Annotated in this window: 20 protein-coding genes; 18 read left to right on the plus strand and 2 right to left on the minus strand. The window is 67.2% G+C overall.

Going from position 1 to position 25,341, the window contains the following annotated elements; all coding sequences use genetic code 11:
• Window positions 1-15: 15 nt before the first annotated feature.
• From AC07OK_RS22065 to AC07OK_RS22115, 11 genes are all read left to right on the plus strand, one after another.
• On the plus strand, window positions 16-2,415 hold the full coding sequence (locus tag AC07OK_RS22065) for a 3-hydroxyacyl-CoA dehydrogenase/enoyl-CoA hydratase family protein (protein WP_494692295.1): 2,400 nt from the start codon (window positions 16-18) through the stop codon (window positions 2,413-2,415).
• A 69-nt stretch (window positions 2,416-2,484) separates the two neighbouring features.
• Window positions 2,485-2,934 carry a PaaI family thioesterase gene (locus tag AC07OK_RS22070; RefSeq protein WP_026334897.1) on the plus strand — a complete coding sequence of 150 codons (450 nt, stop codon included), beginning with the start codon at window positions 2,485-2,487 and terminating at the stop codon, window positions 2,932-2,934.
• A gap of 43 nt (window positions 2,935-2,977) precedes the next feature.
• A complete protein-coding gene (locus AC07OK_RS22075) occupies window positions 2,978-4,174 on the plus strand; it encodes an acetyl-CoA C-acyltransferase (protein ID WP_494692296.1) in 1,197 nt (398 codons plus the stop codon).
• An 82-nt stretch (window positions 4,175-4,256) separates the two neighbouring features.
• Window positions 4,257-5,036, plus strand: coding sequence for an enoyl-CoA hydratase (locus AC07OK_RS22080; RefSeq protein WP_217942401.1), 780 nt, complete (start codon window positions 4,257-4,259; stop codon window positions 5,034-5,036).
• Between the two features lie 125 nt (window positions 5,037-5,161).
• Window positions 5,162-6,010, plus strand: coding sequence for a hypothetical protein (locus tag AC07OK_RS22085; RefSeq protein ID WP_494692297.1), 849 nt, complete (start codon window positions 5,162-5,164; stop codon window positions 6,008-6,010).
• A 55-nt stretch (window positions 6,011-6,065) separates the two neighbouring features.
• Window positions 6,066-6,788: a substrate-binding periplasmic protein gene (locus tag AC07OK_RS22090; RefSeq protein ID WP_494692298.1), complete on the plus strand. Its 723-nt coding sequence runs from the start codon at window positions 6,066-6,068 to the stop codon at window positions 6,786-6,788.
• A gap of 34 nt (window positions 6,789-6,822) precedes the next feature.
• Window positions 6,823-7,893 carry an SGNH/GDSL hydrolase family protein gene (locus AC07OK_RS22095; RefSeq protein WP_494692299.1) on the plus strand — a complete coding sequence of 357 codons (1,071 nt, stop codon included), beginning with the start codon at window positions 6,823-6,825 and terminating at the stop codon, window positions 7,891-7,893.
• 111 nt (window positions 7,894-8,004) lie between these two features.
• Entirely contained in the window at window positions 8,005-10,347 is a 2,343-nt protein-coding gene (locus AC07OK_RS22100) for a beta-L-arabinofuranosidase domain-containing protein (RefSeq protein WP_494692300.1), read from the plus strand.
• Window positions 10,348-10,446: 99 nt separating this feature from the next.
• Entirely contained in the window at window positions 10,447-11,043 is a 597-nt protein-coding gene (locus AC07OK_RS22105; RefSeq protein ID WP_494692301.1) for a PEP-CTERM sorting domain-containing protein, read from the plus strand.
• Between the two features lie 89 nt (window positions 11,044-11,132).
• On the plus strand, window positions 11,133-12,710 hold the full coding sequence (locus tag AC07OK_RS22110; protein WP_494692302.1) for an alpha/beta hydrolase family protein: 1,578 nt from the start codon (window positions 11,133-11,135) through the stop codon (window positions 12,708-12,710).
• A gap of 30 nt (window positions 12,711-12,740) precedes the next feature.
• Entirely contained in the window at window positions 12,741-14,318 is a 1,578-nt protein-coding gene (locus AC07OK_RS22115; protein WP_494692303.1) for an alpha/beta hydrolase family protein, read from the plus strand.
• 16 nt (window positions 14,319-14,334) lie between these two features.
• Here the strand turns inward: AC07OK_RS22115 and AC07OK_RS22120 are convergent, their stop codons facing one another.
• A complete protein-coding gene (locus tag AC07OK_RS22120; protein ID WP_494692304.1) occupies window positions 14,335-15,060 on the minus strand; it encodes a hypothetical protein in 726 nt (241 codons plus the stop codon).
• A gap of 169 nt (window positions 15,061-15,229) precedes the next feature.
• Between AC07OK_RS22120 and AC07OK_RS22125 the strand changes: the two genes are divergently transcribed.
• The 4 genes from AC07OK_RS22125 to AC07OK_RS22140 all read left to right on the plus strand — a co-directional run bounded on the left by AC07OK_RS22125 (window position 15,230) and on the right by AC07OK_RS22140 (window position 20,104).
• The gene (locus AC07OK_RS22125; RefSeq protein WP_494692305.1) at window positions 15,230-16,486 is read left to right on the plus strand and encodes a sensor histidine kinase; all 1,257 of its coding nucleotides are present in this window, start codon (window positions 15,230-15,232) and stop codon (window positions 16,484-16,486) included.
• Window positions 16,483-17,127, plus strand: coding sequence for a response regulator (locus AC07OK_RS22130; protein WP_494692306.1), 645 nt, complete (start codon window positions 16,483-16,485; stop codon window positions 17,125-17,127). Before AC07OK_RS22125 ends, AC07OK_RS22130 begins: the two co-directional genes overlap by 4 nt.
• Window positions 17,127-17,894 carry a MipA/OmpV family protein gene (locus AC07OK_RS22135; protein WP_494692307.1) on the plus strand — a complete coding sequence of 256 codons (768 nt, stop codon included), beginning with the start codon at window positions 17,127-17,129 and terminating at the stop codon, window positions 17,892-17,894. The genes AC07OK_RS22130 and AC07OK_RS22135 overlap by 1 nt, the downstream gene beginning before the upstream one ends.
• 89 nt (window positions 17,895-17,983) lie before the next feature.
• The gene (locus AC07OK_RS22140; protein WP_494692308.1) at window positions 17,984-20,104 is read left to right on the plus strand and encodes a DUF6600 domain-containing protein; all 2,121 of its coding nucleotides are present in this window, start codon (window positions 17,984-17,986) and stop codon (window positions 20,102-20,104) included.
• A 24-nt stretch (window positions 20,105-20,128) separates the two neighbouring features.
• Here AC07OK_RS22140 and AC07OK_RS22145 read toward each other — a convergent pair whose 3' ends face one another.
• The gene (locus AC07OK_RS22145) at window positions 20,129-20,872 is read right to left on the minus strand and encodes a substrate-binding periplasmic protein (RefSeq protein WP_494692309.1); all 744 of its coding nucleotides are present in this window, start codon (window positions 20,870-20,872) and stop codon (window positions 20,129-20,131) included.
• 184 nt (window positions 20,873-21,056) lie between these two features.
• Between AC07OK_RS22145 and AC07OK_RS22150 the strand changes: the two genes are divergently transcribed.
• From AC07OK_RS22150 to AC07OK_RS22160, 3 genes are all read left to right on the plus strand, one after another.
• The gene (locus tag AC07OK_RS22150) at window positions 21,057-23,063 is read left to right on the plus strand and encodes a hybrid sensor histidine kinase/response regulator (RefSeq protein WP_494692310.1); all 2,007 of its coding nucleotides are present in this window, start codon (window positions 21,057-21,059) and stop codon (window positions 23,061-23,063) included.
• Window positions 23,064-23,106: 43 nt separating this feature from the next.
• The gene (gene pnuC, locus AC07OK_RS22155) at window positions 23,107-23,685 is read left to right on the plus strand and encodes a nicotinamide riboside transporter PnuC (RefSeq protein ID WP_494692311.1); all 579 of its coding nucleotides are present in this window, start codon (window positions 23,107-23,109) and stop codon (window positions 23,683-23,685) included.
• 67 nt (window positions 23,686-23,752) lie between these two features.
• On the plus strand, window positions 23,753-25,300 hold the full coding sequence (locus tag AC07OK_RS22160) for a methyl-accepting chemotaxis protein (RefSeq protein WP_494692312.1): 1,548 nt from the start codon (window positions 23,753-23,755) through the stop codon (window positions 25,298-25,300).
• Window positions 25,301-25,341 lie beyond the last annotated feature (41 nt).

A 25,341-nucleotide genomic window follows, 5' to 3' on the forward strand; every position in this document is an offset into this window, starting at 1 on the left:
CTTAAAGGAAACGACATGACCAATTTCATCGTTAAAAAAGTAGCCGTGCTGGGCGCCGGCGTGATGGGCGCGCAAATCGCCGCTCATTGCGTCAACGCCAAGGTACCAGTCGTACTGTTCGACTTGCCTGCAAAAGAAGGTCCGAAGAACGGCATCGTGCTGCGCGCCATCGAGAACCTGAAGAAGCTGTCGCCTGCGCCACTGGGCAACAAGGACCACGCCGCGCTGATCGAAGTAGCGAACTACGAGGACGACCTGGCCAAGCTGGCCGAGTGCGACCTGATCATCGAAGCCATCGCCGAGCGCATGGACTGGAAGCATGACCTGTACAAGAAGGTCGCTCCGCACATCGCCCCTAACGCGATCTTCGCCTCGAACACCTCGGGCCTGTCGATCACCAAGCTGTCCGAAGGCTTCGACGCCGACCTGAAATCGCGCTACTGCGGCGTGCACTTCTTCAATCCGCCGCGTTATATGCACCTGGTCGAGATCATCCCGACCGAGTTCACCAAGCCGGAAATTTCCGACCAGCTGGAAGGCTTCCTGACCACCACCCTGGGCAAGGGCGTGGTTCGCGCCAAGGATACGCCTAACTTCATCGCCAACCGCGTCGGCGTGTTCGGCATCCTGGCGATCGTGCACGAAGCGGAGAAATTCGGCCTGTCGTGCGACGTGGTCGACGACCTGACCGGTTCCAAGCTGGGCCGCGCCAAGTCGGGCACCTTCCGCACCGCGGACGTGGTCGGCCTGGACACCATGGGCCATGTGATCAAGACCATGCAGGACTACCTGCCGAACGATCCGTTCGCCGCCGTCTACAAGACCCCGGCCGTGCTGGCTGGCCTGGTGGAAAAAGGCGCGCTGGGCCAGAAATCCGGCGCCGGCTTCTACAAAAAAGTTGGCAAGGAAATCCAGCGCCTGGACTTCGCCACCGGTGAATACGTCGCCGGCGGCGGCAAGGCTGCCGACATCGTCGCCCGCATCCTGAAGGAAAAAGATCCGGTCAAGAAGATGAAGGCCCTGCGCGAATCGACCAACCCACAAGGCCAGTTCCTGTGGGCGATCTTCCGCGACGCTTTCCACTACATCGCGATCCACCTGGACACCGTGGCCGACAACGCGCGCGACATCGACTTCGCCATGCGCTGGGGCTTCGGCTGGAACGTCGGCCCGTTCGAAACGTGGCAGGCAGCCGGCTGGTCGCAAGTGGCCACCTGGGTCAAGGAAGACATCGACGCCGGCCACGCACTGTGCAACGCACCGCTGCCAGCCTGGGTGTTCGAAGGTACGGTCGCTGAAAAAGGCGGCGTCCACACCGCTGAAGGTTCGTGGTCCGCCGTGTCGAAATCGTTCGTGCCGCGCTCGTCGCTGGCCGTGTACGACCGTCAGGCCTTCCGCGCACCGGTACTGGGTTCGGGCGCCATCGACGGCCGCACCGCCGGCACCACCGTGCATGAAGACGACGACGTGCGCCTGTGGCACTCGGGCGACGACGTGCTGGTGATCTCGCTGAAGACCAAGATGCACGTGATCAGCCCTGGCGTGATCGCCGGCTTCCGCAAGGCACTGGCCGAAGCCGAGAAGAACTTCAAGGGTCTGGTGATCTGGAGCGCGGACGCGGCCGACGGCGGCGCGTTCTCGGCCGGCGCCGACCTGCAATCGGCACTGCCTGCGTTCATGCAGGGCGGCGCCAAAGCGGTCGACCCTATCATCCGTGAACTGCAAGACACCTTCATGGCGATGAAATACTCGAACGTGCCGGTGGTGGCTGCTGTTGCTGGCCTGGCGCTGGGCGGCGGTTGCGAAATGGCGCTGCACGCGTCGAAGCGCGTGGCCTCGATCGAATCCTACATCGGCCTGGTGGAAGTGGGCGTCGGCCTGATCCCTGCGGGCGGCGGCTTGAAAGAAGCGGCAGTGCGCGCGTTCAAGGAAGCCAAGGGCACCGACATCCTGCAATTCCTGAAGACCGGTTTCACCAATGCCGCTACCGCCAACGTGTCGAAGTCGGCACTGGAAGCGCAGGCCATGGGCTACCTGAAAGAAGACGACGTGATCGTGTTCAACCCTTACGAGCTGCTGCACGTGGCCAAGGTTGAAGCGCGCGCCATGTTCGACAAGGGCTATCGTCCGCCGTTGAAGACCCCGGTGCAGGTGACCGGCCGCTACGGCTGGGGCACCATCAAGGCCCAGCTGGTCAACATGCGCGACGGCGGCTTCATCTCCGCGCACGACTTCAAGCTGGGCGAGATGATCGCCGAGATCGTGTCGGGCGGCGATATCGACCAGGGTTCGTTCGTGAGCGAGCAGTGGTTCCTGGACATGGAGCGTAAAGCCTTCCTGGAACTGCTGAACCATCCGAAGACCCAGGAACGCATCATGGGCATGATGCAGACCGGTAAGCCAGTCCGCAACTAATCCTAGTCGAGGAACTGCGTGTCGATCCTGAAAATCGTATTTAGAGTTCTACTGCGCGTGAGGCCAAGCATGGTGTATGACCGTATCAAGCAACAAATGATGGACACCTTGCCCTTCGTGCGTTTGCTGGGGATCAGGATCGACGAGATCGGCAGCGGCACTTCGAAAGTGTCGATGCCGGAGGACCCGAAGCTCAATAACCACCTGGGCACGCAGCACGCTGGGGCCTTGTTCACGCTGGCCGAAACGGCTTCCGGCGCGGCCATGGCTGGCGGCTTCGCGGAGCTGATCCTGGGCTTGCGCCCGGTCGCCAAGGAATCGCGCATCCAGTACCAGAAAGTAGCCAAGGGCGCCACCCGCGCCGAAGGCCGCGTCCCTGGCGACCTGGCCGCGCTGAAGGCCGAGCTGAAAGAGCAGGGCAAGGTGGCGTTCCCGGTGGAAGTCGACATCTTCGACGCCGCCGGCACGCTGGCCGCACAGGTTCAAGTGGATTGGTATTTATCCGAGAAGCGGGCGTAATCGTCCCGCTAAGTCTTCGATCAAAAATTTTCGAAAGAACAAAATGAGCAAACAAATTCAAGACGCATACATCGTCTCTGCCACCCGCACCCCGATCGGCAAGGCGCCGCGCGGCATGTTCAACAAGACCCGCCCGGACGACCTGCTGGTGCGCGTGCTGCAATCGGCCCTGGCGCAAGTGCCTGGCCTGGATCCATCGCTGATCACCGACGCCATCATCGGCTGCTCGTTCCCGGAAGCGGAACAGGGCTTCAACATCGCCCGTCAAGCGGTGCTGCTGGCCGGTCTGCCTAAGACCATCGGCGGCGTCACGGTCAACCGCTACTGCGCATCGGGCATCACCGCGCTGGCCATGGCCGCCGACCGCATCCGCGTTGGCGAAGCCGATGCGATGATCGCCGGCGGCGTCGAGTCGATGTCGATGGTGCCGATGATGGGCCACCACCCATCGATGAACCTGAACATGTTCACCGACGAGAACGTCGGCATGGCATACGGCATGGGCCTGACCGCTGAAAAAGTGGCGACCCAATGGAAAATCTCGCGCGAAGCGCAGGACGCGTTCGCCGTTGAATCGCACCGCCGCGCCATCGCCGCGCAGCAGGCCGGTTTCTTCAAGGACGAGACCACCCCGGTTGAAATCATCACCCGCACGCCTGACCTGGCCACCGGCGAGATCAAGATCAAGACCCGCACCGTCGACACCGACGAAGGCGCACGCGCCGATTCGACCGTTGAATCGCTGGGCAAGCTGAAGCCAGTGTTCGCCGCCAAGGGTTCGGTCACCGCCGCCAACTCGTCGCAGATGTCCGACGGCGCCGGCGCGCTGCTGGTCGTGTCGGAGAAATTCCTGCGCGAGCACAACCTGACTCCGCTGGCCAAGTTCTCGTCGTTCGCTGTCAAGGGCGTACCACCGGAAATCATGGGCATCGGTCCTAAATTCGCGATTCCAGATGCGTGCAAGGCTGCCGGCATCACCCAGGATCAGCTGGACTGGATCGAACTGAACGAAGCGTTTGCGGCACAGGCACTGGCCGTCATCGGCGACCTGGGCCTGGATCCAGCCAAGGTCAACCCAATGGGCGGCGCGATCGCCCTGGGCCACCCGCTGGGCGCAACCGGCGCGATCCGCGCTGCGACCGTGGTGCACGCACTGCGCCGCAACAACCTGAAATACGGCATGGTCACCATGTGCGTCGGTGCAGGCATGGGCGCGGCAGGTATCATTGAGCGTGTATAAAGCGCGCGTGTAAACTAAGCACGGAATCATAAGAAGGGCGCTGCGGTTCAACCACGGCGCCCTTTAATCATTTGGAGATCACATGGATATTTTGAGCAGCAAGACCAACGGCGTGCTGACGCTGGAATTCAACCGCCCTGAGCGCAAGAACGCGATCACCTCGGCGATGTACCAGAGCATGGCCGACGCCATCAACGAAGCCGAGCAGGACGCCGCCGTGCGCGCCATCCTGATCGTCGGCAAGCCGGAGATCTTCACCGCCGGCAACGACCTGGAAGACTTCATGAAGTCCGCGCGTCCGGCCGACGGTTCGGGCATCGAAGAGCGTTCGGTGTACAAATTCATGATGGCGCTGAGCGGCTCGACCAAGCCGGTGGTGGCGGCGGTGGCCGGCGCGGCGGTCGGCATCGGCACCACGCTGCTGATGCATTGCGACCTGGTCTACGCGGCCGACAACGCCAAGTTCTCGATGCCGTTCGTGCAGTTGGGCCTGTGTCCCGAGTTCGCCTCCAGCATCCTGCTGACGCAGATCGCCGGCTACCCGCGCGCGGCCGAAAAGCTGATGCTGGGCGAAGCCTTCCTGGCGCAGGAAGCGCTGGAGATGGGCCTGGTCTCGAAGATCGTGCCGGCCGCCGAACTGCGCGCCTTTGCCGAAGGCCAGGCGGCCAAGCTGGTGGCACTGCCAGCGAGCTCGATCCGCGCCACCAAGCAGCTGATGAAGGCCGCCCGCAAAGGCCCGGTGACGGAAGCCATCGCCGCCGAAAACAAATTCTTCGGCGCCATGCTGGCCGCCCCGGAAGCGAAGGAAGCGTTCACCGCCTTCTTTGAAAAGCGCAAGCCGGACTTCACGAAATTTAGCTGAGCTGAACCTGGGCTAGCGGGGTACCGCGGTTAGAACTGTCCGGATTCCAGGTGGGCCACGTTGGCTGTTGCGGAGCAAGCCCTGTGGTAGTCTACAAGGCCCGATGGTTCGCTGGAGTCGCGAATATGTTCCTCATGCCGCGGTTCGCCTGTTTTTTCGCCTGCATGCTGTTTGTGCCGCTCCCTGCGCTCGGAGCGGCGGAGACGGCGTCTGCGCCAGCGTCCGACGTCGCGCCGCTTGAACTACGCATCGCGGTCCTGTCCGATGGCCATGCCAACTACTTCATCCGCCTGCTGGAAGAGTCATTGCGGTTGATCCATCAGCCCTACCATCTCCACTACGTGAAGGACATACCCGCCCGCCGCATGTGGTGGATGCTGGACAAAGGCGACATCAACCTCTTCTATGGCATGCGCACCAAGGATAAGGACAGCAAGGCGCAGATCGTCCCGGTGCGCAACGCTTTGACCAATGGCTTGATCGGCCAGCGGGTGTTGTTGATCCGCCCAGCCGATACGGAAGTCTTTGCCCAGCTTAAATCAGTGGGCGATTTGAAGCGTACCCGGCTGATCGCCGGCTTCGGCGCCGGCTGGGGCGATGCCAAAGTATGGAAGGCGACGGGCTTGCCGCTGTATGAGCACGCCGCGCCGTGGACCACGATATACGCGATGGTGGCGGCGGGAAACCGGCACGTCGATTATCTGCCGCGCGGCGTCATCGAGGTGTCGGCGGAAGCGCGCAGGCATCCCGAATTAGTGGTGGAACAAAACCTGCTGATGGAGTACCCCGGCGACTTTGGTTTCTATCTGGCGTCGTCGGCCGCCAGCTACCGGCCCATCATCGAACGGGCTTTGAGGGAAGCGGAAGCCACAGGGCTCAAAGCACGCCTGATTGACGAGGTATTCGGCGCCGATATCAAGGCGCTGGGCCTGGATCGCCGCCTGCATCTGCATCTTTCGGCCACCCCGGATTGAGTGTCGTCGTAGCGGTGGTTGTGCCAGCCAGCCATAAAGCGAGTACCATGCGCAGATGCGCTCCCGTCGCCTAATCTGCCTGATTTGCTGCCTGCTGCCCGCGCTGGCTGTGCCAGCCGCGGAACTGGTCGTGCTCGTGGATCGCGCTTCGGACATGCCGATGGCGGGCTTCGCGTCCGGCAGTCTGGTCGCGGGCATACACAAAGGCCTGGGCGAAGCACTGGCGCGCAAGCTGGGCCGAAACGTGCGCTTTGTCATCCTGCCACGCAAGCGCATTGCACATGCCCTGCAGGCTGGCGAGGCGGACATCCTGTGCGGTTATGCGCCGGAGTGGCTGCCGGGCGACTACCTCTGGAGCCAGACCATACTCACCGCCGAGGAAGTGCTGGTGACCGATACCAGCGTCGCCGCTCCGCGTTCGATCGAGGATGTCCGCGGTCAGCCCGTCGGTACCATCCTCGGCTACGCTCATCCAGAAATGGAGCAGGTGCTGGGCAAGGATTTTGTGCGCGACGACGCGCCCAACATGGAAATCAATCTCGAAAAGCTCGCGCGCGGGCGGGTGCATCACATCCTGATCGCCAAGGGCGTGCTTTATTATCGCCAACGCCTGCGCCCATCGCCGCTCAAGCTCTATCCGCCCTTGCCTGTCATGTCGTTCGCGACGCGCTGCGCGGTGTCGCGCAAGGGACATGTCACGCTCGCTGAAATCGATGGCGCGATCAAACAGGCCCATCAGGATGGTACGATCGCGGGCATCGTGAATTTCGCGAAATAACACCTCGGTTCCTATAAGTTGCGGGAGATGGTTGATGAAGCTTAGGGCAGGATTGGCGGCATTGTTGTTGGCCGGGCAGGCGTTGGCCGGCGTGGCGGTCCAGCCGGATGACGCGCAATTGCAGTACACCGGACGCATCGACTTTGCCAACCGCGCGCGGCCGATGCTGTCGTGGCCCGGCACCAGCATTGAAGGCAACTTCAGCGGCGCCAGCCTGGCGGTCAAGCTGGACGACCAGCTGGGCAAGAACTTCTTCAACGTCTTCATCGATGGCGACCTGGCCAGGCCGGTGGTCATCGAAGCCGCGCAGGGCGGCAAGACCTACGCGGTGGCCAGCGCCCTGGGACCGGGCGCGCACCGCTTCCTGATCACCAAGCGCACCGAGGGCGAGGAGGGCGGCACGGTCTTCCAGGGCCTGGAGTTGGCGGACGGCGGCAAGTTGCTGCCGCCGCCGGCGCCCAAGCAGCGCCGCATCGAGTTCTTCGGCGATTCCATCACCACCGGCATGGGCGACGAGTCGCCCGACGACGGCCCCGATCATCTGCTGAAGGACAAGAACAACTTCATGTCCTATTCCTCGATCACGGCGCGGGCGCTGGATGCGGAGGCGCACATCATCTCGCAAAGCGGCATTGGCGTGATGATCAGCTGGTTCCCCTTCACCATGCCGGACTTTTATGACCAGCTCAGCGCCGTCGGCAACAACGACACCCGCTGGGATTTCGGCGCGTGGACGCCGGACGTGGTGGTCATCAACCTGTTCCAGAACGACCGCTGGCTGATCGACCGCGAGCAACGCCTGTCGCCGGCGCCGGATGACGCGCAGCGCGTGCAGGCCTACCGCAGCTTCGTGCAAAAGATACGCGCGCTGTATCCGCGCGCTTACATCGTGTGCGCGCTGGGCAGCATGGACGCAGTGCAGCAGGGCTCCAAATGGCCGGGCTATGTGCGCGCGGCGGTGGACCAGCTCCGGCAAGGCGGGGACCGGCGCATCGACACCATCGTGTTCCCGTGGACCGGTTTTGGCGGCCATCCTCGCGTCAAACAGCACCAGGCCAACGCGGCCCAGCTGACGGCGTTCATCCGCCAGAAAATGGGGTGGTGAACGATACGGTCCGGATTGTGCGGATTTCGTCATCCTTTTAGCGGCACCATCACAAGACGGCCACCGGCTATGCACGTACATTGATGGGTAACCGTTTACCATGAGGTAGGTATGCATCGTCGACAGATATTGCGGGGCGCCGCCGGCCTGGGATTGATCTCCGGCTGGACCACCGCCGCCAGGAGCGCTCCGCTGAGTGACGTTCCACCAACCGCCCAGGCGCTGCCGCTGTCGTCTGTCCGGCTGCTGCCTTCGGTCTACGCCGACGCGTTGCAAGCCAACCAGGCCTATCTGCTGCGCCTGAGCGCGGACCGCTTCCTGCACAACTATCATTGCTTCGCCGGCCTGCCGATCAAGGGCGCCGTCTACGGCGGCTGGGAGTCCGACACCATCGCCGGTGAAGGGCTGGGCCACTATCTGTCCGCGCTGTCGCTGATGCACGCGCAAACCGGCAACCCGGCGCTCAAGCCGCGCATCGATTACATCGTCGCCGAACTGGCGCGCGTGCAGCAGGCGCATGGCGATGGCTATGCGGCCGGCTTCATGCGCAAGCGCCAGGACGGCACGCTGGTCGACGGCAAGGAAATCTTCCCGGAGATCATGCGCGGCGAGATCCGGTCCGCAGGCTTCGACCTGAACGGCTGCTGGGTGCCCTTGTACAACTGGCACAAGGTCTTCGCCGGCCTGTTCGATGCACAGACCCACGCCGGCAACGAGCAGGCGCTGCAAGTGGCGCTGCGCCTGGCGGTGTATATCGACAAGGTGTTTGCCGCGCTCAGCGACGAACAGGTGCAGCAGGTGCTGGCCTGCGAGCATGGCGGCATCAACGAAAGCTTTGCCGAGCTCTATGCGCGCACCAGCGACCAGCGCTGGCTGGCGCTGGCGCAGCGGCTGTACCACGCCAAGGTGCTGCTGCCGCTGACGCAAGGCCGCGACGAACTGGCCAACCTGCACGCCAACACCCAGATCCCCAAGCTGATCGGCCTGGCCCGCCTGCACGAGCTGACCGGCCGCCGCAGCGACGCCGACGCCGTCGGCTTCTTCTGGAAGCGCGTCACGCAGCACCACAGCTACGTCATCGGCGGCAACGGCGACCGCGAATACTTCTCCGCCCCGGACAGCATCGCCGCCCACATCACCGAGCAGACCTGCGAAGCCTGCGCCAGCTACAACATGCTGAAGATGACGCGCCACCTCTACAGCTGGGCGCCCGATGCCGCTTACTTCGACTACTACGAGCGCACGCATTTGAACCACATCCTTGCGCACCAGAATCCGCGCACCGGCATGTTCACGTACATGACGCCGTTGATGTCCGGCGTGGCGCGGGAATATTCCAGCGAGGAGAATGATTTCTGGTGCTGCGTCCTGTCCGGCATGGAAAGCCACGCCAAGCATGGCGATTCGATCTACTGGGAGAACGGCGACACGTTGTTCGTCAACCTGTACATTCCGTCGACGGTGGAGTGGAAGGCTGCACGGCTGGAACTGAACACCCGCTATCCATACGAAGGCGAGATCGAACTCAAGGTGCGCCGCCTGGCGGGGCCGCGCCACTTCACGCTGGCGCTGCGCATTCCGTCATGGGCCAGCGGCCACCAGGTGCTGGTCAATGGCAAGTCGCAGACCGCCAGCAAGCAAAAGGGCTACTTGCTGCTGCGCCGGCGCTGGCGCGCGGGCGACAGCGTGCGCCTGTCGCTGCCGCTGGACTTGCGGCTGGAAGCTACAGCCGGCAACGAGCACGTGGTGGCGCTGCTGCGTGGGCCGATGGTGCTGGCGGCGGACCTGGGCGCGGCCGACAAGCCGTTCGACGGACTGGCGCCGGCGCTGGTGGGCGCCAACATCCTGGCTTCGTTTGCGGAAGCGGACAAGGGCAAGGCCGTGTACCGCAGCGTGGGCAGCGGGCGGCCGGGCGACATGAAGTTTGCGCCCTTCTTCTCGCAGTACGAGCGGCGCGCGGCGGTGTACTTCAATGTCTACACGGAGTCCGAATGGGCCGCGTCGGAAGTCGTCTTTCGCAAGGAGGAGGCGCGCCTCAAGGACCTGGCCGCGCGCTCGGTGGATGTCATGCACCTGGGAGAGATGCAGCCGGAGCGTGATCACGACTTGCAATCGGACATCTCCTATCCCGTTGCCTACCGTGGCCGCAACGGACGCGATGCCCGCACCGGCGGCTATTTCAGCTTCCGCATGAAGTGCGCCGAAGGCCCGCTGCTGCTGCAGGCGAGCTACTGGGGCGAGGAGCGCAACCGCGACTTCCACATCAGTATCGACGGTGTACGGATTGCTCGCGTCAAGCTCGACGGCGGCAATCCGGGCCTGTTCATCGACCGGGAATATCCGGTGCCCGAGCGTCTCACCCACGGCAAGGGCAGCGTGGTGGTGCGCTTCGATCCGGAGCCCGGCCACACGGCGGGGCCGGTGTTCGGCGTCAGGCTGGCCACGCTTCCCTGACAGTGTCGCGCACGCGAGACGCCTGGACTTGCACTCAAGCGAGCTGATGCTATCCTGATTTTTCTATCGTGTTGATTCCATATTGCCTAAGGAGAAGATATGAAAATTCTTGCGATTGCGCTGGCCTGCATGGCCTGCGCCGGCAGTGCGCTGGCAGACAACGTGGCGCTGAATGGCGCCGTCACCTTGACCGGTAGCGGCTTCGGCAACAGCGACGGCTGGGGTGGTGGCGCGCTGGCGGCCGCGTCCACGGTCACCGACGGCATCTACCTGCCGATCGGCACGCAATGGAATACCGGCACCGTGTTCTGGACCGGCGCCGTCGGCGCCGATACCGTCATGGTGACGCTGAACCAGACCGCCCTGGTCAGCCAGCTCAAGCTGCAGGCCGACAACGACAACAATTACCTGATCCAGTATCGCGACACCGCCAACGTCTGGCACGACGCCGCCGTGATCTCGCCCAACCGCTCCTGGGGCCAGGACAACGGCAGCGTGGTGCTGGGCGCGCCGGTGACGGCCACCGCCTTCATGATTTCCGGCACCACCGGCGCCGGCGACAACCATTTTTCCGTGTCGGAGTTCGAAGCCATCGGCCGCGTCATCCCGGTGCCGGAGCCTGAGACCTACGCGATGCTGGGCGCCGGCCTGGCCATGCTCGGGCTGGTGGCGCGCCGCAAGCAGCGCCGTTCCTGAGCGTCTATCTTCCGGCACATGCGCGTCCTTGAGGGCGTCTCCAGAATGCAGGCTGGTTCACTGACGAACCGCCTCATTCAGGAGACCCCATGGACAAGACAGGCTGCACTCTCATACTCGCGGCGCTGGCCGCGCTGCTCGGCGGCTGCGGTAGCGGCAGTAGCGCACCGGTAGCGGCGACGCCACCGCCGGTCTCGGCGCCGCTGACGCCCACCGCGCCCACCGGCGTGGCCGATACCTCCGGCGCGCGCGGCGCCTTGCTGCTCAATCCGCCGCCGTTGGAGCAGTCGCTCGACCCCGCCGGCCTGGCGCAGGCGCTGGGCCGGCTCGGCACGGCTGGCGCGCAAATCCTGACCGCCGCCGGCCAGCCCAAGTGCAGCGTCGATTTCCACCACTTCGAGTACAGCACCGTCGGCGCGGCCGGCGAAACCACCACCGCCTCCGGCTCGCTGATGGTGCCGAGCGGCGCCGATCCCGCGTGCAGCGGCAAGCGCCCGCTGCTGATGTACGGCCACGGCAGCTCGGCGCTGCGCAACGTCCGCCTGGGCGACCTGACGCCCGGCGCGCCGTATGCCGAAACCAGCGCCACCGCGGCCGCGCTGTATGCGGCCCAGGGCTACATCGTGATCGCGCCCAACTATGCCGGCTACGACACCTCGACCCTGACTTACCACCCGCACCAGGTGGCCGAGCAACAGGCCAAGGACATGATCGACGCGCTCACCGCCGCGCGCAAGGCCTTCGCCAAGCTGCCGCACCCGGTGACGGAAAGCGGCAAGCTGTTCCTGACCGGGCATTCCGAAGGCGGCTATGTGACGATGGCCACGCACCGCGCCATGCAGGCGGCCGGCATCAGCGTCACGGCGGCGGCGCCGATGAGCGGCCGCTACGCCGAAAGCGCCAGCTACGAAGCCACGCTCGGCTCGGCCGAGGCCCAGCGCGCCCTGACCCAGCTCTACGGCATCGACATGCTGGAGTTCCCGCTGCAGTTCACCGCCTGGCAGAAGGCCTACGGCAATCTGTACGCGGCGCCGACCGAGCTGTACCAGCCCGCCTACGCGGCGTCGATGGAGACGCTGGCGCCGACCCTGGTGCCGATCTCCACGCTGATCGCGACCGGCAAGTTGCCGCCGCATCTGCTGGCCAACGACATGCCCGGCTACGCCAGCCTGCCGGCGGCCGAGCAGGCCGCGTATGGCACGCCGGCGCAGAGCCTGCTCCAGTCGCGCTACGTGGCGGCGCTGCTGGACGATATCGCCGCCCATCCGTGCCCGGCCACGTCGGCCGTCGCGCCGCTGGACTGCGCCTCCCGCCATCCGATGCGCAACGCCTGGTTCAAGAATGATTTGCGCACCTGGGTGCCGACCGCGCCGGTGTTGATGTGCGGCGGCCACGCCGACCCCAAGGTGCCGTTCTTCAACGCCACGCTGACCCAGGCCTACTTCAACGCCCACGGCGTCGGCGCCGGCCTGGTGACGGTGCTCGATGTCGATACGCCGGTGCTGGCCAGCGATCCCTACGCCGGCGCCAAGAACCTGTTTGCGGAAGCCAGGCGGCTGGTGGTCGCCGCCAACGGCAATCCCGCCGACCCGGGCAACTACCACGGCTACATGGCCTTCGCCGGCTGCAATGTGGCGGCGCGCGATTTCTTCAAGACCTACCAGTAGGCCACGAAACCAACTCAAGCAGGAGACTCCATGAACCAGACCGGTCCCATACTCTTATTGGCCACGCTGCTCGCGGCGCTCGGCGGCTGCGGTAGCGGCGGCAGCGCGCCGGCGGCCGCCACGCCGGCGCCCAGCCCGGCGCCCGTGACGCCGACCCCGCCCACCGGCGTGGCCGACACCTCGGGCGCGCGCGGCGCGCTGCTGTACAACCCGCCACCGCTGGCGCAGTCGCTCGACCCGGCCGGCCTGGTGCAGGCGCTCGGCCGGCTCGGCACGGTGGGCGCGCAAATCCTCAGCGCCGCCGGCCAGCCCAAGTGCAGCATCGATTTCCACCAGTTCGAATACAGCACCGTCGGCGCCGGCGGCGAAACCACCACCGCCTCCGGCTCGCTGATGGTGCCCAACGGCAGCGACCCGGCCTGCAGCGGCAAGCGCCCGGTGCTGATGTACGGCCACGGCAGCTCCTTGCAGCGCAACGTCCGCATGGGCGACCTGAGTCCGGACGCGCCATATTCCGCCACCAGCGCCGCCGCCGCCGCGCTGTACGCGGCCCAGGGCTACATCGTGATCGCGCCCAACTACGCCGGCTACGACAGCTCGCCCCTGAGCTACCACGCGCACCACGTGGCCGAGCAGAACGCCAAGGACATGATCGACGCGCTGACCGCCGCCCGCAAGGCCTTCGCCAAGCTGCCGCACCCGGTGGCCGACAGCGGCAAGCTGTTCCTGACCGGCTATTCGGAAGGCGGCTATGTGACGATGGCCACGCACCGGGCGATGCAGGCGGCCGGCATCAGCGTCACGGCGGCGGCTCCGCTGAGCGGTAACTATGCCGAGAGCGTCGGCTACGAAACCAGCCTGGGCTCGCCGGACTTGCTGCGTGGGCTGGCCCAGGTCGGCGCCGAATCCATGCTCGACCTCACACTGCAGTTCACCGCGTGGCAGAAGGCCTACGGCAATCTGTACGCGGCGCCGACCGAGCTGTACCAGCCCGCCTACGCGGCCAGCATGGAGACGCTGGCGCCGACGCTGCTGCCGATCAACCGGCTGATCGCCACCGGCAAGCTGCCGCCGCACCTGCTGGCCAACGACATGCCGGGCTATGCCGGCCTGCCGGCGGCCGAGCAGGCGGCGTATGGAACGCCGGAACAGAGTCTGCTCAAGTCGGCTTACTTGACGGCGCTGCTGAACGATATCGTCAGCCATCCCTGCCCGGTGAACTCGTCCACCGCGCCGCTCGATTGCGCCCACGCGCATCCGATGCGCGCCGCCTGGTTCAAGAACGATCTGCGGACCTGGGTGCCGACCGCGCCGGTGCTGATGTGCGGCGGCAATGGCGACGATGAGGTGCCGTTCAACAACGCCAGCTTGACGCAGGCCTACTTCAACGCCCACGGCGTCGGCGCCGGCCTGGTGACGGTGCTCGATGTCGACACGCCGGTGCTGGCCAACGATCCCTACGCCGGCGCCAAGAACCTGTTTGCGGAAGCCAAGCGGCTGGTGATCGCTTCCAACGGCAATCCCGCCGACCCGGACAACTACCACGGCTACATGGCCTTCGCCGGCTGCAACGTGGCGGCGCGCGATTTCTTCAAGGCTTACCAGTAGGCAGCGGGGCGGGCCCTCAGTCGTACAGCGTGCCGATGGCCAGCGGCGCGCTGAGGGTCTGGATCTTGCCGCGCTGCGGCCAGTCGGCGTAGCGGTACAGCGCCACCTTGTAGATGCCCATCGAATTGCCTTCGAACGGATGGGCGTCGACCAGCGGCAAGGCGCCGCCGGGGCCGTCGGTCTGGATGCGCACCTCCGGCGCGGCGCCGGCCGGATAGACGAACTTGATGCCCAGGCATTGCTTGCCGGACAGGCGCATGCGGTAGCCCGATTCGCGCTGCGCGCCGATCAGCTGTTCGCAGGCGGCGCGCAGCTCGGCCAGGTCGTAGACGCCGTCGGCGTGCTCGCGGATCGAGTAGCGGCCGCTGAAGTAGTAACTGCCTTTCTGCCGGTTCAGGCGCAGCACGGCGTCGTCCTGGTAGGCTTGCTTGAGCATGGGCAGCTCGGCGCGGCCGATGGCGTCGACCGCGATGGTGGCGTCGGTTTTCTCGCCCACCAGGTGCAGGCTCAGGCCGTCGAGCGGGGTGGCCGGGTCGAGCGGGCGGATCTGCATGTGGGCCTGGATCAGCGGCCGGCTGCGGGTGTAGTAGGCGAAGAAGGCGGCCGCCTTGTAGGCATGGCGGTAGCTGTTCCACTCCGAATCGCGCTCGGCGCTGATGACCACTTGGGGATCGTCGCCGGCGCCTGCGGCGGTGGCGGCCAGCGGCAGCAGGACGGCGATCCATAACGGCAGTGTTTTCATCGGCGGGCGCGGACGCGAGTTCAGGGACTGCCGATTCTAGGTCAAAGCGCGCCGACGCGCTCATCCGCGAGCGCCTGCGCGTGGGGGAAATGCCACATGACTTCCAGCACTGTTGTTGCCCGGTGGCCTCGCGTATCATGGCCCGACTCATGCTCCCGCCAGGAACCCCATGTTGCATCGCTTCAAGAACAATCTGATCGGCATTATCGGCCTGCTGGGCTGTGTGGTCGGCGGCACGCTCGACACCATCCATTTCCACCTGGGCGGCATCAAGACCGACGCGCCGCTGGGCCAGCTCGCGCTGTGGATCGCCAGCGCGTTCACGCCGGCGCCGTCGGCGATCCGCGCCGGCACCGACCGCGACGAGCTGACCGTGCTGCTGTTCCTGATCGGCTACGTGGCGCTGATGGTGCTGTTCGGCCTGCTGTTCTGGCTGCGCACCAGCGGCGCCGGCGCCGCGCGGCGTCCCGCCTGGCAGAACCAGGCGATACTGGCGGCGCAGATGGCGATCGCGCTCAGCTATCCACATTCCCTGCTGTACCTGGTGGCCGCCGAACTGGGCCTGGTGCTGGCGCTGCGCGGCGGCCTGCGCTGGCTGGCGCTGCAAGTGCTGCTGCTGGTGCTGCTGGTGCTGGCACCGCTGCCCGGCAACGAACACACCCGCAGCGACGGCTGGGTGCGCGAAGTGCTGCTGGACCTGGGCACGATGGCGCTGTGGCAGGGCATCGCCTTCGGCATCGGCCACATGGCGGCGGTCGAGCGGCGCGGCCGCATCGAGCTGGCTGCCGCCAACGGCGAGCTGCGCGCCACCCAGCTGCTGCTGGCCGACACGGTGCGCTCGGCCGAGCGGCTGCGCATCGCGCGCGACCTGCACGACATCGTCGGCCACCACCTGACCGCGCTCAACCTGCACCTGGACTTGTCGCTGCGGCAGTCGGGCGCGGCCGCGCCGCCGGCGCTGGCCACCGCGCGCGCGCTGGCGCAGGGCTTGCTGGCCGAGGTCAGGGTGGTGGTCGGCAGCGAGCGCGGCATGCAGCGCATCGATCTGCGCGAGGCGCTGGCGGCCCTGTGCGCCGGCATACCGCAGCCGCGCATCGCGCTGCGCTTCGCGCCGGGGCTGGAGATCGCCTCGCCGGCCGTGGCCCACACGCTGTTCTGCTGCGTGCAGGAGGCGATCAGCAACGCCGTGCGGCACGCGGCGGCCGGCCAGCTGGACATCGAGCTGGCGCGCGCGGACGATGGCCTGTCGGTGCTGCTGCGCATCGAGGACGACGGCGCGGGCAGCCGCGCCACGGAAGAGGGCAACGGCCTGCGCGGCATGCGCGAGCGGCTGGCGCTGCTGGGCGGCGAGCTCAAGGCCGGCAACCGGCCGCGGCGCGGCTTCGGCATGGAAATCGTGCTGCCGGCCGGCGCGGTGGCGGCATGACGGCGATCATCCGCGTGATGCTGGTGGACGACCAGATGCTGGTGCGCAGCGGCATCTGCGGCCTGCTGGCGCTGACGCCCGACATCCGCGTGGTGGCCGAGGCGGCCGATGGCGCCGGCGCGCTGGCGCTGGCCACGGCGGCCAAGCCGGACGTGCTGCTGCTCGACATCCGCATGCCGCAGCTGTCGGGCATCGCGTTGTTGCAGCAGTCGGCCGCGCTGCTGCCGCCGACCATCCTGCTGACCACCTTCGACGACGACGAGGCGCTGCTGGAAGGCATGCGCGCCGGCGCCCGCGGCTTCCTGCTCAAGGACATTTCGCTGGAGCGGCTGGCTGACGGCATCCGCGCGGTGGCGGCCGGGGCCACGGTATTCCGGCCGGCGCTGACCGAGCGCACCCGCAGCGCCTACGAAAGCAGCGCCGGCGTGGCGCCGCCGCAGGACGCCGGCGAGCGCCTGACCGCGCGCGAAACCGAGGTGCTGGCGCTGATGGCGGCCGGCTTCAACAACGGCGAGATCGCCACCGCGCTGGGCCCCAGCGAGGGCACGATCAAGAATCATGTGTCGAGCATCCTGGCCAAGCTGGGCGTGCGCGACCGGGTGCGCGCGGTGTTGCGCGGGCTGGAACTGGGACATATCTGATGACGAGAACATTGTTGCTGGCGGCGCTGCTGGCGTGCCGCGCCGCGCAGGCCGGCCCGACCCGCATGATGATGCCCGAGGATACGCAGGACATCTACTTCGGCCTGGCGCTGAACGACCTGGTGCACGACAAGAGCGGCGACCGCAGCACCACCGCCTTGCCGACCTTGTGGGTGCAGTGGAGCAGCGGCGCCTTCCTCGACCTGAACAGCGAGGACGGGCTGGGACTGGGCTGGCATTTGTCGGACGATCCGGCCTTGGAATACGGCCCGCAGCTGCGCTTCAGCTCCAGGGAGCAGCGCAGCGACACGCCGGGCCAACGCGGCGGCCTGGCCAGCGAGGCCGGCCTGTTCCTCACCTATCGCGTCGAGCACAACATCAGCGCCGGTGGGCAGGTCATGGCCGGCAGCGGCAGCAGCGGCCTGGGCCTGCGGGCGCACCTGTGGACCGAGGCGTCCACGCCGGTGGCGGCGCACCACACGCTGTCGCTGGGCGCCGGCCTGCTGCTGGCCAACCAGCGCTATCTGCAGGAATATTTCGGCGTGACCGCGCAGCAGGCCGGGCTCGAGGCCCATCCGTTGTACGCGCCGCGTCAGGGCGTGTTGAGCATGTATCTGCAACCATCCTGGGGCTGGCAGATCGGCAACAAGTACACGCTGGACACCTGGCTGCGCGTGAGCCGGCTGGGCGGTCAGGCCGCCGCCAGTCCGCTGGTGGGCCAGCGCAACCGGGCCATCGTCAGCACTGCGCTGAGCTACCATTACTGACGCCGCATCGTTGCGGGTGTGCGGCAGCGAACAGTAGGCGCGCCGCCAGTCGGCTATGTTGGACCCACGATTATTCTTCGAGTCCCATCATGGCAATCCGATCCCGATTTTTGCTGGCGCTGGGTGGCGCCGCCTTGTTCAGCAGCGGCGCCGCGCTGGCCGATCCGCCGGCGCGCGTGGCGCGCCTGGCCTATGTGAACGGCGCAGTGAGCTACGCCGCCGCCGGCGTGGACGACTGGCAAACGGCCGGCATCAATCGCCCGCTGGTGGCGGGCGACCGCCTGTGGACCGCGTCCGGCGCGCGCGACGAAGTGCAGGCCGGCCCCGCCGCCGTGCGCATGGACGGCGAGACGCTGGTCACGCTGCTCAACGCCAACGACCGCACCACCCAGCTGCAACTGTCGCAGGGACGGCTGAACCTGCGCGTGCGCCAGTTGCGCCCCGACGAGGTGCTGGAGGTCGACACGCCCAACCTGGCGTTCAGCATCCGCAAGCCAGGCCACTACCGCATCCAGGTGGATGCCTCCGGCAACGCCACCCAGGTCGCCGTGCTCGACGGCCAGGGCGAGGCTTACGGCGACAACACCTCCTATCTGGTCGACCCTGGACAAGCCTATCGCTTCACCGGCACCGGCTTGCAGGACTTCAGCGTCGGCCAGTTGCCGCCGGCCGACGATTTCGACCAGTGGTCGGCGCAGCGCGACCGCCGGCTGGAGCATCCGGTCTCGGCGCGCTATGTGTCGAGCGACGTGGTGGGCTACGAGGACCTGGACGACAACGGCAGCTGGCGCGACGTGCCGGGCTACGGCAATGTGTGGACGCCGGCCCGCGTGGCGGCCGATTGGGCGCCATATCGCGACGGCCATTGGGCCTGGGTCGATCCTTGGGGCTGGACCTGGGTCGACGATGCGCCGTGGGGCTTCGCGGTGACGCACTACGGCCGCTGGGCGCAGACGCCCGTCGGCTGGGGCTGGGTGCCGGGGCCGGTGGTGCAGCGGCCGGTGTATGCGCCGGCGCTGGTGGTGTTCGTGGGCGCGGCGACCTTGCTGCTGGGCGACCGGCCGGACCACCATGGCGTGGCCTGGTTCCCGCTCGGGCCGCGCGAGGTGTACCGGCCGTCGTACCGGGCCAGCCCGACCTATGTCACCAACATCAATACCAGCAATACGGTCATCAACAAGACGCAGATCACCAACGTCTACAACAACGTCAACATCACCAATGTGCGTTATGTGAACCGGCAGGCCGTGACGGCGATGCCCGCCGCGGCGTTTGCCCAGGCGCAGCCGGTGCGCCAGAATGCGGTGCGGGTGTCGCCGCAGGCCCTGGCGGCGGCGCCGCTGGCGGCCGCGCCGTCGGTACAGCCGCAGCGGCCGGCGCCCGTGGCCGGACATGGCGGCGCGCGTCCGGCGCCGGCCATCCTGGCGCGGCCGGTGGTGGCGAAGACCGCGCCGGCCGTGATGGCGCCGCCGCCGGTGGCGCACGCTGGAGCGCCGGTTCAGGGCGCCGCCCAGGCCGCCGCCAATATCCGCATGGCGCGGGCGGAACGGCCGAAGATGACCGTGCCCGCCGCGCCGCCGCAGCAACTGGCGCAGAAGGGCGGGGCGCATGGCGCGCCAGTTCCCGCAGCGGCCATGCCGCCGACGGCGCACGCTGGCAAGCAGGCGGAAATACCGCCGCAGGCCGCCTTGCACCCACAGCCGGTGTCGCATCCGCAGGCGGCAGCCCGTCCGCAAGCCGAATCGCATCCGGCGCCGCCACCGCGCCAGCAGCCGGAATCGCATCCGCAGCAGCCGCCGCGCCAGCAGCCTGAATCGCATCCGCAGCCGCAGCCGCAGCCGCAGACGGCACTGCACACGCAGCCGGAAGTGCGTCCGCCGCCACCGCCGCACCTGCAGCCGGAAGCGCATCCCCAGCCTGCACCGCATCAACAGGTAGCGGCGCATCCCCCACCCGCGCCGCATCCGCAGACGGAAGCGCATCCTCCACCCGCGCCACATCCGCCAGCGGAAGCGCGTGCTCCGGTGGAGCCGCATCCTGCACCGGCGCCCCATCCGCCAGCGCCGCCGAAAGCGCCGCCGCAAGAACTGGCGCATGCGTCGCCACATCCACCACCGGCAGCCCATCCCGAAGCCCATCCCCACCCCGAGGCGCAGCCGCATCGCGAGGCCGAGCGCAAGGATGCCAAGCATGATCCGCAGCGCGAATAGCCTTCCGCCGCGCGGCCGGGACGGCTACGATACGCCGTAGCGGTTGCGGATTTCCGCCAGCACGCCTTGCTTTTCCAGTCGCTGGATGGCGGCGTTCAACAGGTCGAGGTTGGCCTGGGTGGTGCTGCTCTTGTTGAGCATCAGATGCACCGGCGCCCGCAGCACGGTGAACGGCAGCGGCGCGATGGCGATGCCCTGTTCCCTGGCCTCATGCCGCAGGGCGGCGGTGTCGCCGAGGATCAGCTCGGCGCGTCCGGCGTCCAGCATGCGCAGGCCTTGCTGGAAGTTGAGGAAGGTGCTCAGCTGGCCGGCCTGCTGCAACTGCGGCTGCACGCGCGCGTAGGCCGCGCCGTACCAGCCCACCTTGGGCGCCAGCAGCGCCATTTTTGTCCCGGCCAGCGCGTCGACGCTGCGCACGTTCTGGTAGCGCGGCAGGTTGGCGGCGCGGGTGAAGATGCTCACCGATTCATAGCGGTAGGCCAGGCTGAAGCGCGCGTACTTGCGCCGCTCGGCGGTGTCGGAGGCGGCCAGCAGCAGGTCCAGCCCGCCCAGCTCGAACTGGCGCTGGCGGCGCGCGGTCGGCAACTCGGGCAGCAGTTGCAGCGCGCAGCCGGCCTCCTTGAAGATCGCCTGCGCCAGTTCCAGGTCCAGCCCGGATGGCGGGCCGTCCGGCTTGGAATACACATACGGCGGCCATTGCTCCAGCGCCATTTTCATCTGGCATGGCGCCGCCAGCGCCGGCGACGCGGACGCGTAAATGAACGCCATGACGTAACCAACACAAGCCGCTTGCATGGCGATACCCTTTCTTCTCTATGGCTACAATTTGCCAGATGTGGCGGGAATGTCAAGGACATCGCCGTGCCGGCGGGCAATTTTGGTAACGTTGCGCTATTGTGCGCCCCGCTATGGCACAGTTGCTACACTCTGGTTTTCTACCTCTGGAAACCCTATGCCGGCGCAATCGTCCTCCGCCCTGTCCCCCGTCATGTGCGAACCTGTCTGGCGCTTTATCGGCGCCGGCACGCCCATGCGCGACATGGTGCGGCGCCACGCATGGGAGCACACGCCACTGGGGCCGGTCGCGCAATGGCCGGCCTCGCTGCGCACCGCCGCCGGCCTGGTCATGCACTCGGCGCATCCGATGTTCCTGTGGTGGGGCGAGCAGCTGGTGCAGATCTACAACGACGCCTACCTGCCTTGCTTTGGCGAGGGCAAGCATCCGGCCGCGCTGGGGCAGGCCGGGCGTGTGTGCTGGCCGGAAACCTGGTCCATCATCGGCCCGCAGATCGACAGCGTGCGCAACGGCGGCGAGCCGCAGTGGTATGCCGACAAGCTGGTGCCGATCTGGCGCAACGGCCGCATCGAGGACGTCTACTGGAGCTATACCTACACCCCGGTGTTCGACGAGGGCGACCAGGTCGGCGGCGTGCTGGTGGTGTGCACCGAGACCACCAGCCAGGTGCTGGCCGAACGGCGCCGCCACGCGCTGGACTTGCTGGCGCGCAGCCTGCTCGACTGCCGCGACGAGGCGCAGGTGCAGGCCAGCCTGGCCGAGTGCGTGGCCGGCGATCCGGGCGACCTGCTGGGCGCCGCGCTGCGGCGCGGCGCGGCGGAGGCGGCGGCCGACGCCGAGGCCGGCGTGCTGCTCATCCACGGCGCCGAGCTGCAGCTGTGCGACGACCTGACGCTGGCGTTCCGGGTCTCGCCGCGGCTGCCGCTGGACCAGCCCTACCGCCAGTTCCTGGAGCAGATCACGGCCGCCGTGTGCGCCACGCTGAGCCGCATCGAGAGCGACCGCGCGCTGGCGCTGGCGATGGCCGAAAGCGAACGCCTGAATGTCGACCTCAACCTGTCGGCGCGCATCAAGGATGAGTTCCTGGCCATGCTGGGGCACGAGCTGCGCAATCCGCTGGCGCCCATCGTCACCGCGCTCAAGCTGATGAAGCTGCGCGGCGCCGACACCGGCCACGAGCAGGCCGTGATCCAGCGCCAGGTCGACCATCTGGTGCGCCTGGTGGACGACTTGCTCGACGTCTCGCGCATCGCCAGCGGCAAGGTCGAGCTGCGCAAGGAAACCGTGCAGCTGTCGGACGTGCTGCACAAGGCGATCGACATGGCCAGCCCGCTGATCGAGCAAAAGCGGCACCGGCTGCTGGTCGAGGTGCCGAGCGTGCGCTGGCACGGCGATCCGGCGCGGCTGGCGCAGGTGGTGTCCAACCTGCTCAACAACGCGGCGCGCTACACGCCGGCCGGCGGCCACATCACGCTGAGCACGCGGCTGCAGCAGCAGACCATCCAGATCCAGGTCAAGGACGACGGCTGCGGCATCGTGCCGGCCCTGCTGCCGCATATCTTCGACCTGTTCGTGCAGGGCAACCGCCAGCTGGACCGCGCCAAGGGCGGTCTCGGCATCGGGCTGGCGCTGGTGCGCAACCTGGTGCGGATGCATGGCGGCGAGGTCGGCGCCGCCAGCGCCGGCGAGGGTTGCGGCAGCACCTTCACCATCACGCTGCCGGACGGACTGGCCGAGGACGCGCCGGCGCCGCTGCCGGCGGTGGCCGTGGCCACGGCCGCGCCGCCGCCGGCCGCCGCCACCGGCGCCAGGGTGCTGGTGGTGGACGACAACCGCGACGCCGCCGATTCGCTGGTCGAGCTGCTGGCGGTGCTGGGCTACGGCGCGGTCGCGGCCTACGATCCGGTCGAGGCGATCGCCGCCGCCGGCGCCGCCATGCCGCAGGTGGCCATCCTCGATATCGGCCTGCCCGGCATGGACGGCTACGAGCTGGCCGGCCATCTGCGCCGGCTGCCCGGCGGTGCGCAGCTGAAGCTGCTGGCGCTGTCCGGCTACGGCCAGCAGGGCGACAAGGCGCGCAGCAGGCAGGCCGGTTTCGCGCTGCACCTGGTCAAGCCGATCGACATCGCCGTGCTGGAAGCCGTGTTACAGTTGCCGCAGTAGCGGCCCGCCGCAATAAACACCGCATGCCCGATTGGAACCCCTGTTGACCGCTCCCCTGGAAATCGCCGCCAACGTCGTCATGACGGTCTCCATCGTCCTGGCCGGACGCAACAATGTGCATTCATGGTGGCTGGGCGTGGTCGGTTGCGCCATGTTTGCCGTGCTGTTCTACAGCGTCAAGCTGTACGCCGACGTCGCGCTGCAACTGTTCTTCATCGCCACCTGTCTCATCGGCTGGCTGCGCTGGCTGCGCGGCGCCAGCGGCGGCGCGTTGCCGATCAGCCGCGCCCGGCCGGCCGCGCTGGGCTGGATGGTCGGGGTCGGCATCGCCGCCAGCGCCGCCTATGGCCTGATGCTGCAAGCCTATACCAACGCCTACGCGCCCTTCATCGACTCGGCGGTGCTGATGTTCAGCATCGTGGCGCAGTTGCTGCTGATGGGGCGGCGGCTCGACACCTGGCCGTTCTGGCTGCTGGTCAACACCATCTCGGTGCCGCTGTACGCCAGCCGCGGCCTGCACCTGACCGCCTTGCTGTACGCGGCCTACTGGGTCAACGCGCTGGTGTCGTGGGTCTTCTGGCAGCGCCAGATGGCCGCGCCGTCCCCGGCGCGCTTGCAATGAAAGGGTGACTTTCGCGCTGGCCCGTTCTATGATGATATTTCCATACGGAATTGCCAGAGGAGATGCCATGCAATGGTTTTACGACTTAAGAATCGGCAAAAAGCTGATCGTCGCGTTTGGTGTGGTGACAGCGTTGACTTGCTGCATGGGCCTGTTCTCCTTGAGCCAGCTGGCCAAGGTGAACCAGTCGTCGACCGACATCGCCACCAACTGGATGCCGGCGGTGCGCTACCTGGGGCAGATGCAGGCTTCGCTGTCGCGCTACCGCATCTCCGAAGCCACCCACATCCTGCTGACCGAAGAGGCCGAGATGGGCGGCACCGACAAGTCGATGGCGACCCGGCTGGAAACCTTGCGCAAACAGCAAGCGCTGTATGCGGCGCTGGTGTCCGAGCCGGAGGAGAAGCGCATCTACGCCGAACTGCAGAAATCGCTGGACGAGTACCTGGCCACCAGCGGCAAGCTGGCGGCCTTGTCGCGCGCAGGCAATAAGGAGGAGGCCCGCGCCGTGTTCCGCGGCGGTTCCAACAAGCTGTTCCGCCAGGTCAACGAGCAGCTCGACGCCCTGGTCAAGATCAACGACGACGGCAGCGCCGCGGCCGACAAGTCGGCCACCGATACCTATACGATGTCGCGCAAGATGATACTCGGCACGCTGGCCTTGCTGATCGTGGTCAGCATGGTGCTGGCGACGGCGGTGGCGCGCATCGTCGCCGGGCCGCTGCAGGAGGCGGTGGGCATCGCCCAACGCGTGGCCGAGGGCGACCTGACCGGCCACATCGCCAGCCAGAGCAAGGATGAAACCGGCCAGCTGATGCTGTCGCTCAAGGCCATGAACGACAGCCTGCTGCGGGTGGTGGGCGAGGTGCGCGGCGGCACCGACACCATCGCCACCGCCTCGGCCGAGATCGCCAGTGGCAACCTCGACCTGTCGGCCCGCACCGAGGGCCAGGCCAGCTCGCTGGAGCAGACCGCGTCGGCGATGGAGGAGCTGACCTCGACCGTCAAGCAGAACGCCGACAACGCCCGCCAGGCCAACCAGCTGGCGCAGTCGGCCTCCGGCACCGCGGCCGACGGCGGCAAGGTGGTGGGCGAGGTGATCGCCACCATGGACTCGATCAGCGCCTCGTCGCGCAAGATCGTCGACATCATTTCCGTGATCGACGGCATCGCCTTCCAGACCAACATCCTGGCGCTGAACGCCGCCGTCGAGGCGGCGCGCGCGGGCGAGCAGGGCCGCGGTTTCGCGGTGGTGGCCTCGGAGGTGCGCAACCTGGCGCAGCGTTCGGCGGCGGCGGCCAAGGAAATCAAGGGCTTGATCGACGATTCGGTGCAGCAGGTGGACAAGGGCACGGCGCTGGTGCAGCAGGCCGGCAGCACGATGGAGCAGGTGGTGGCCAGCGTGCGCCGCGTCAGCGACGTGGTGGCCGAGATTTCCGCCGCCAGCGGCGAGCAGAGCACCGGCATCGAGGAAGTCAACAAGGCCATCGTGCAGATGGACGAGGTGACCCAGCAGAACGCCGCGCTGGTCGAGCAGGCGGCGGCGGCGGCCGGTTCGCTGCAGGAGCAGGCCGCCAACCTGGCCGGGGTGGTCGCCGTGTTCCGCCTGCGTTGAGGCGCCGCGCCCGGCCCGTCACCGAGCAGACCACGCCGCCG

It is taken from the genome of Duganella sp. GW821-FHT07G03 (genome assembly GCF_059418605.1).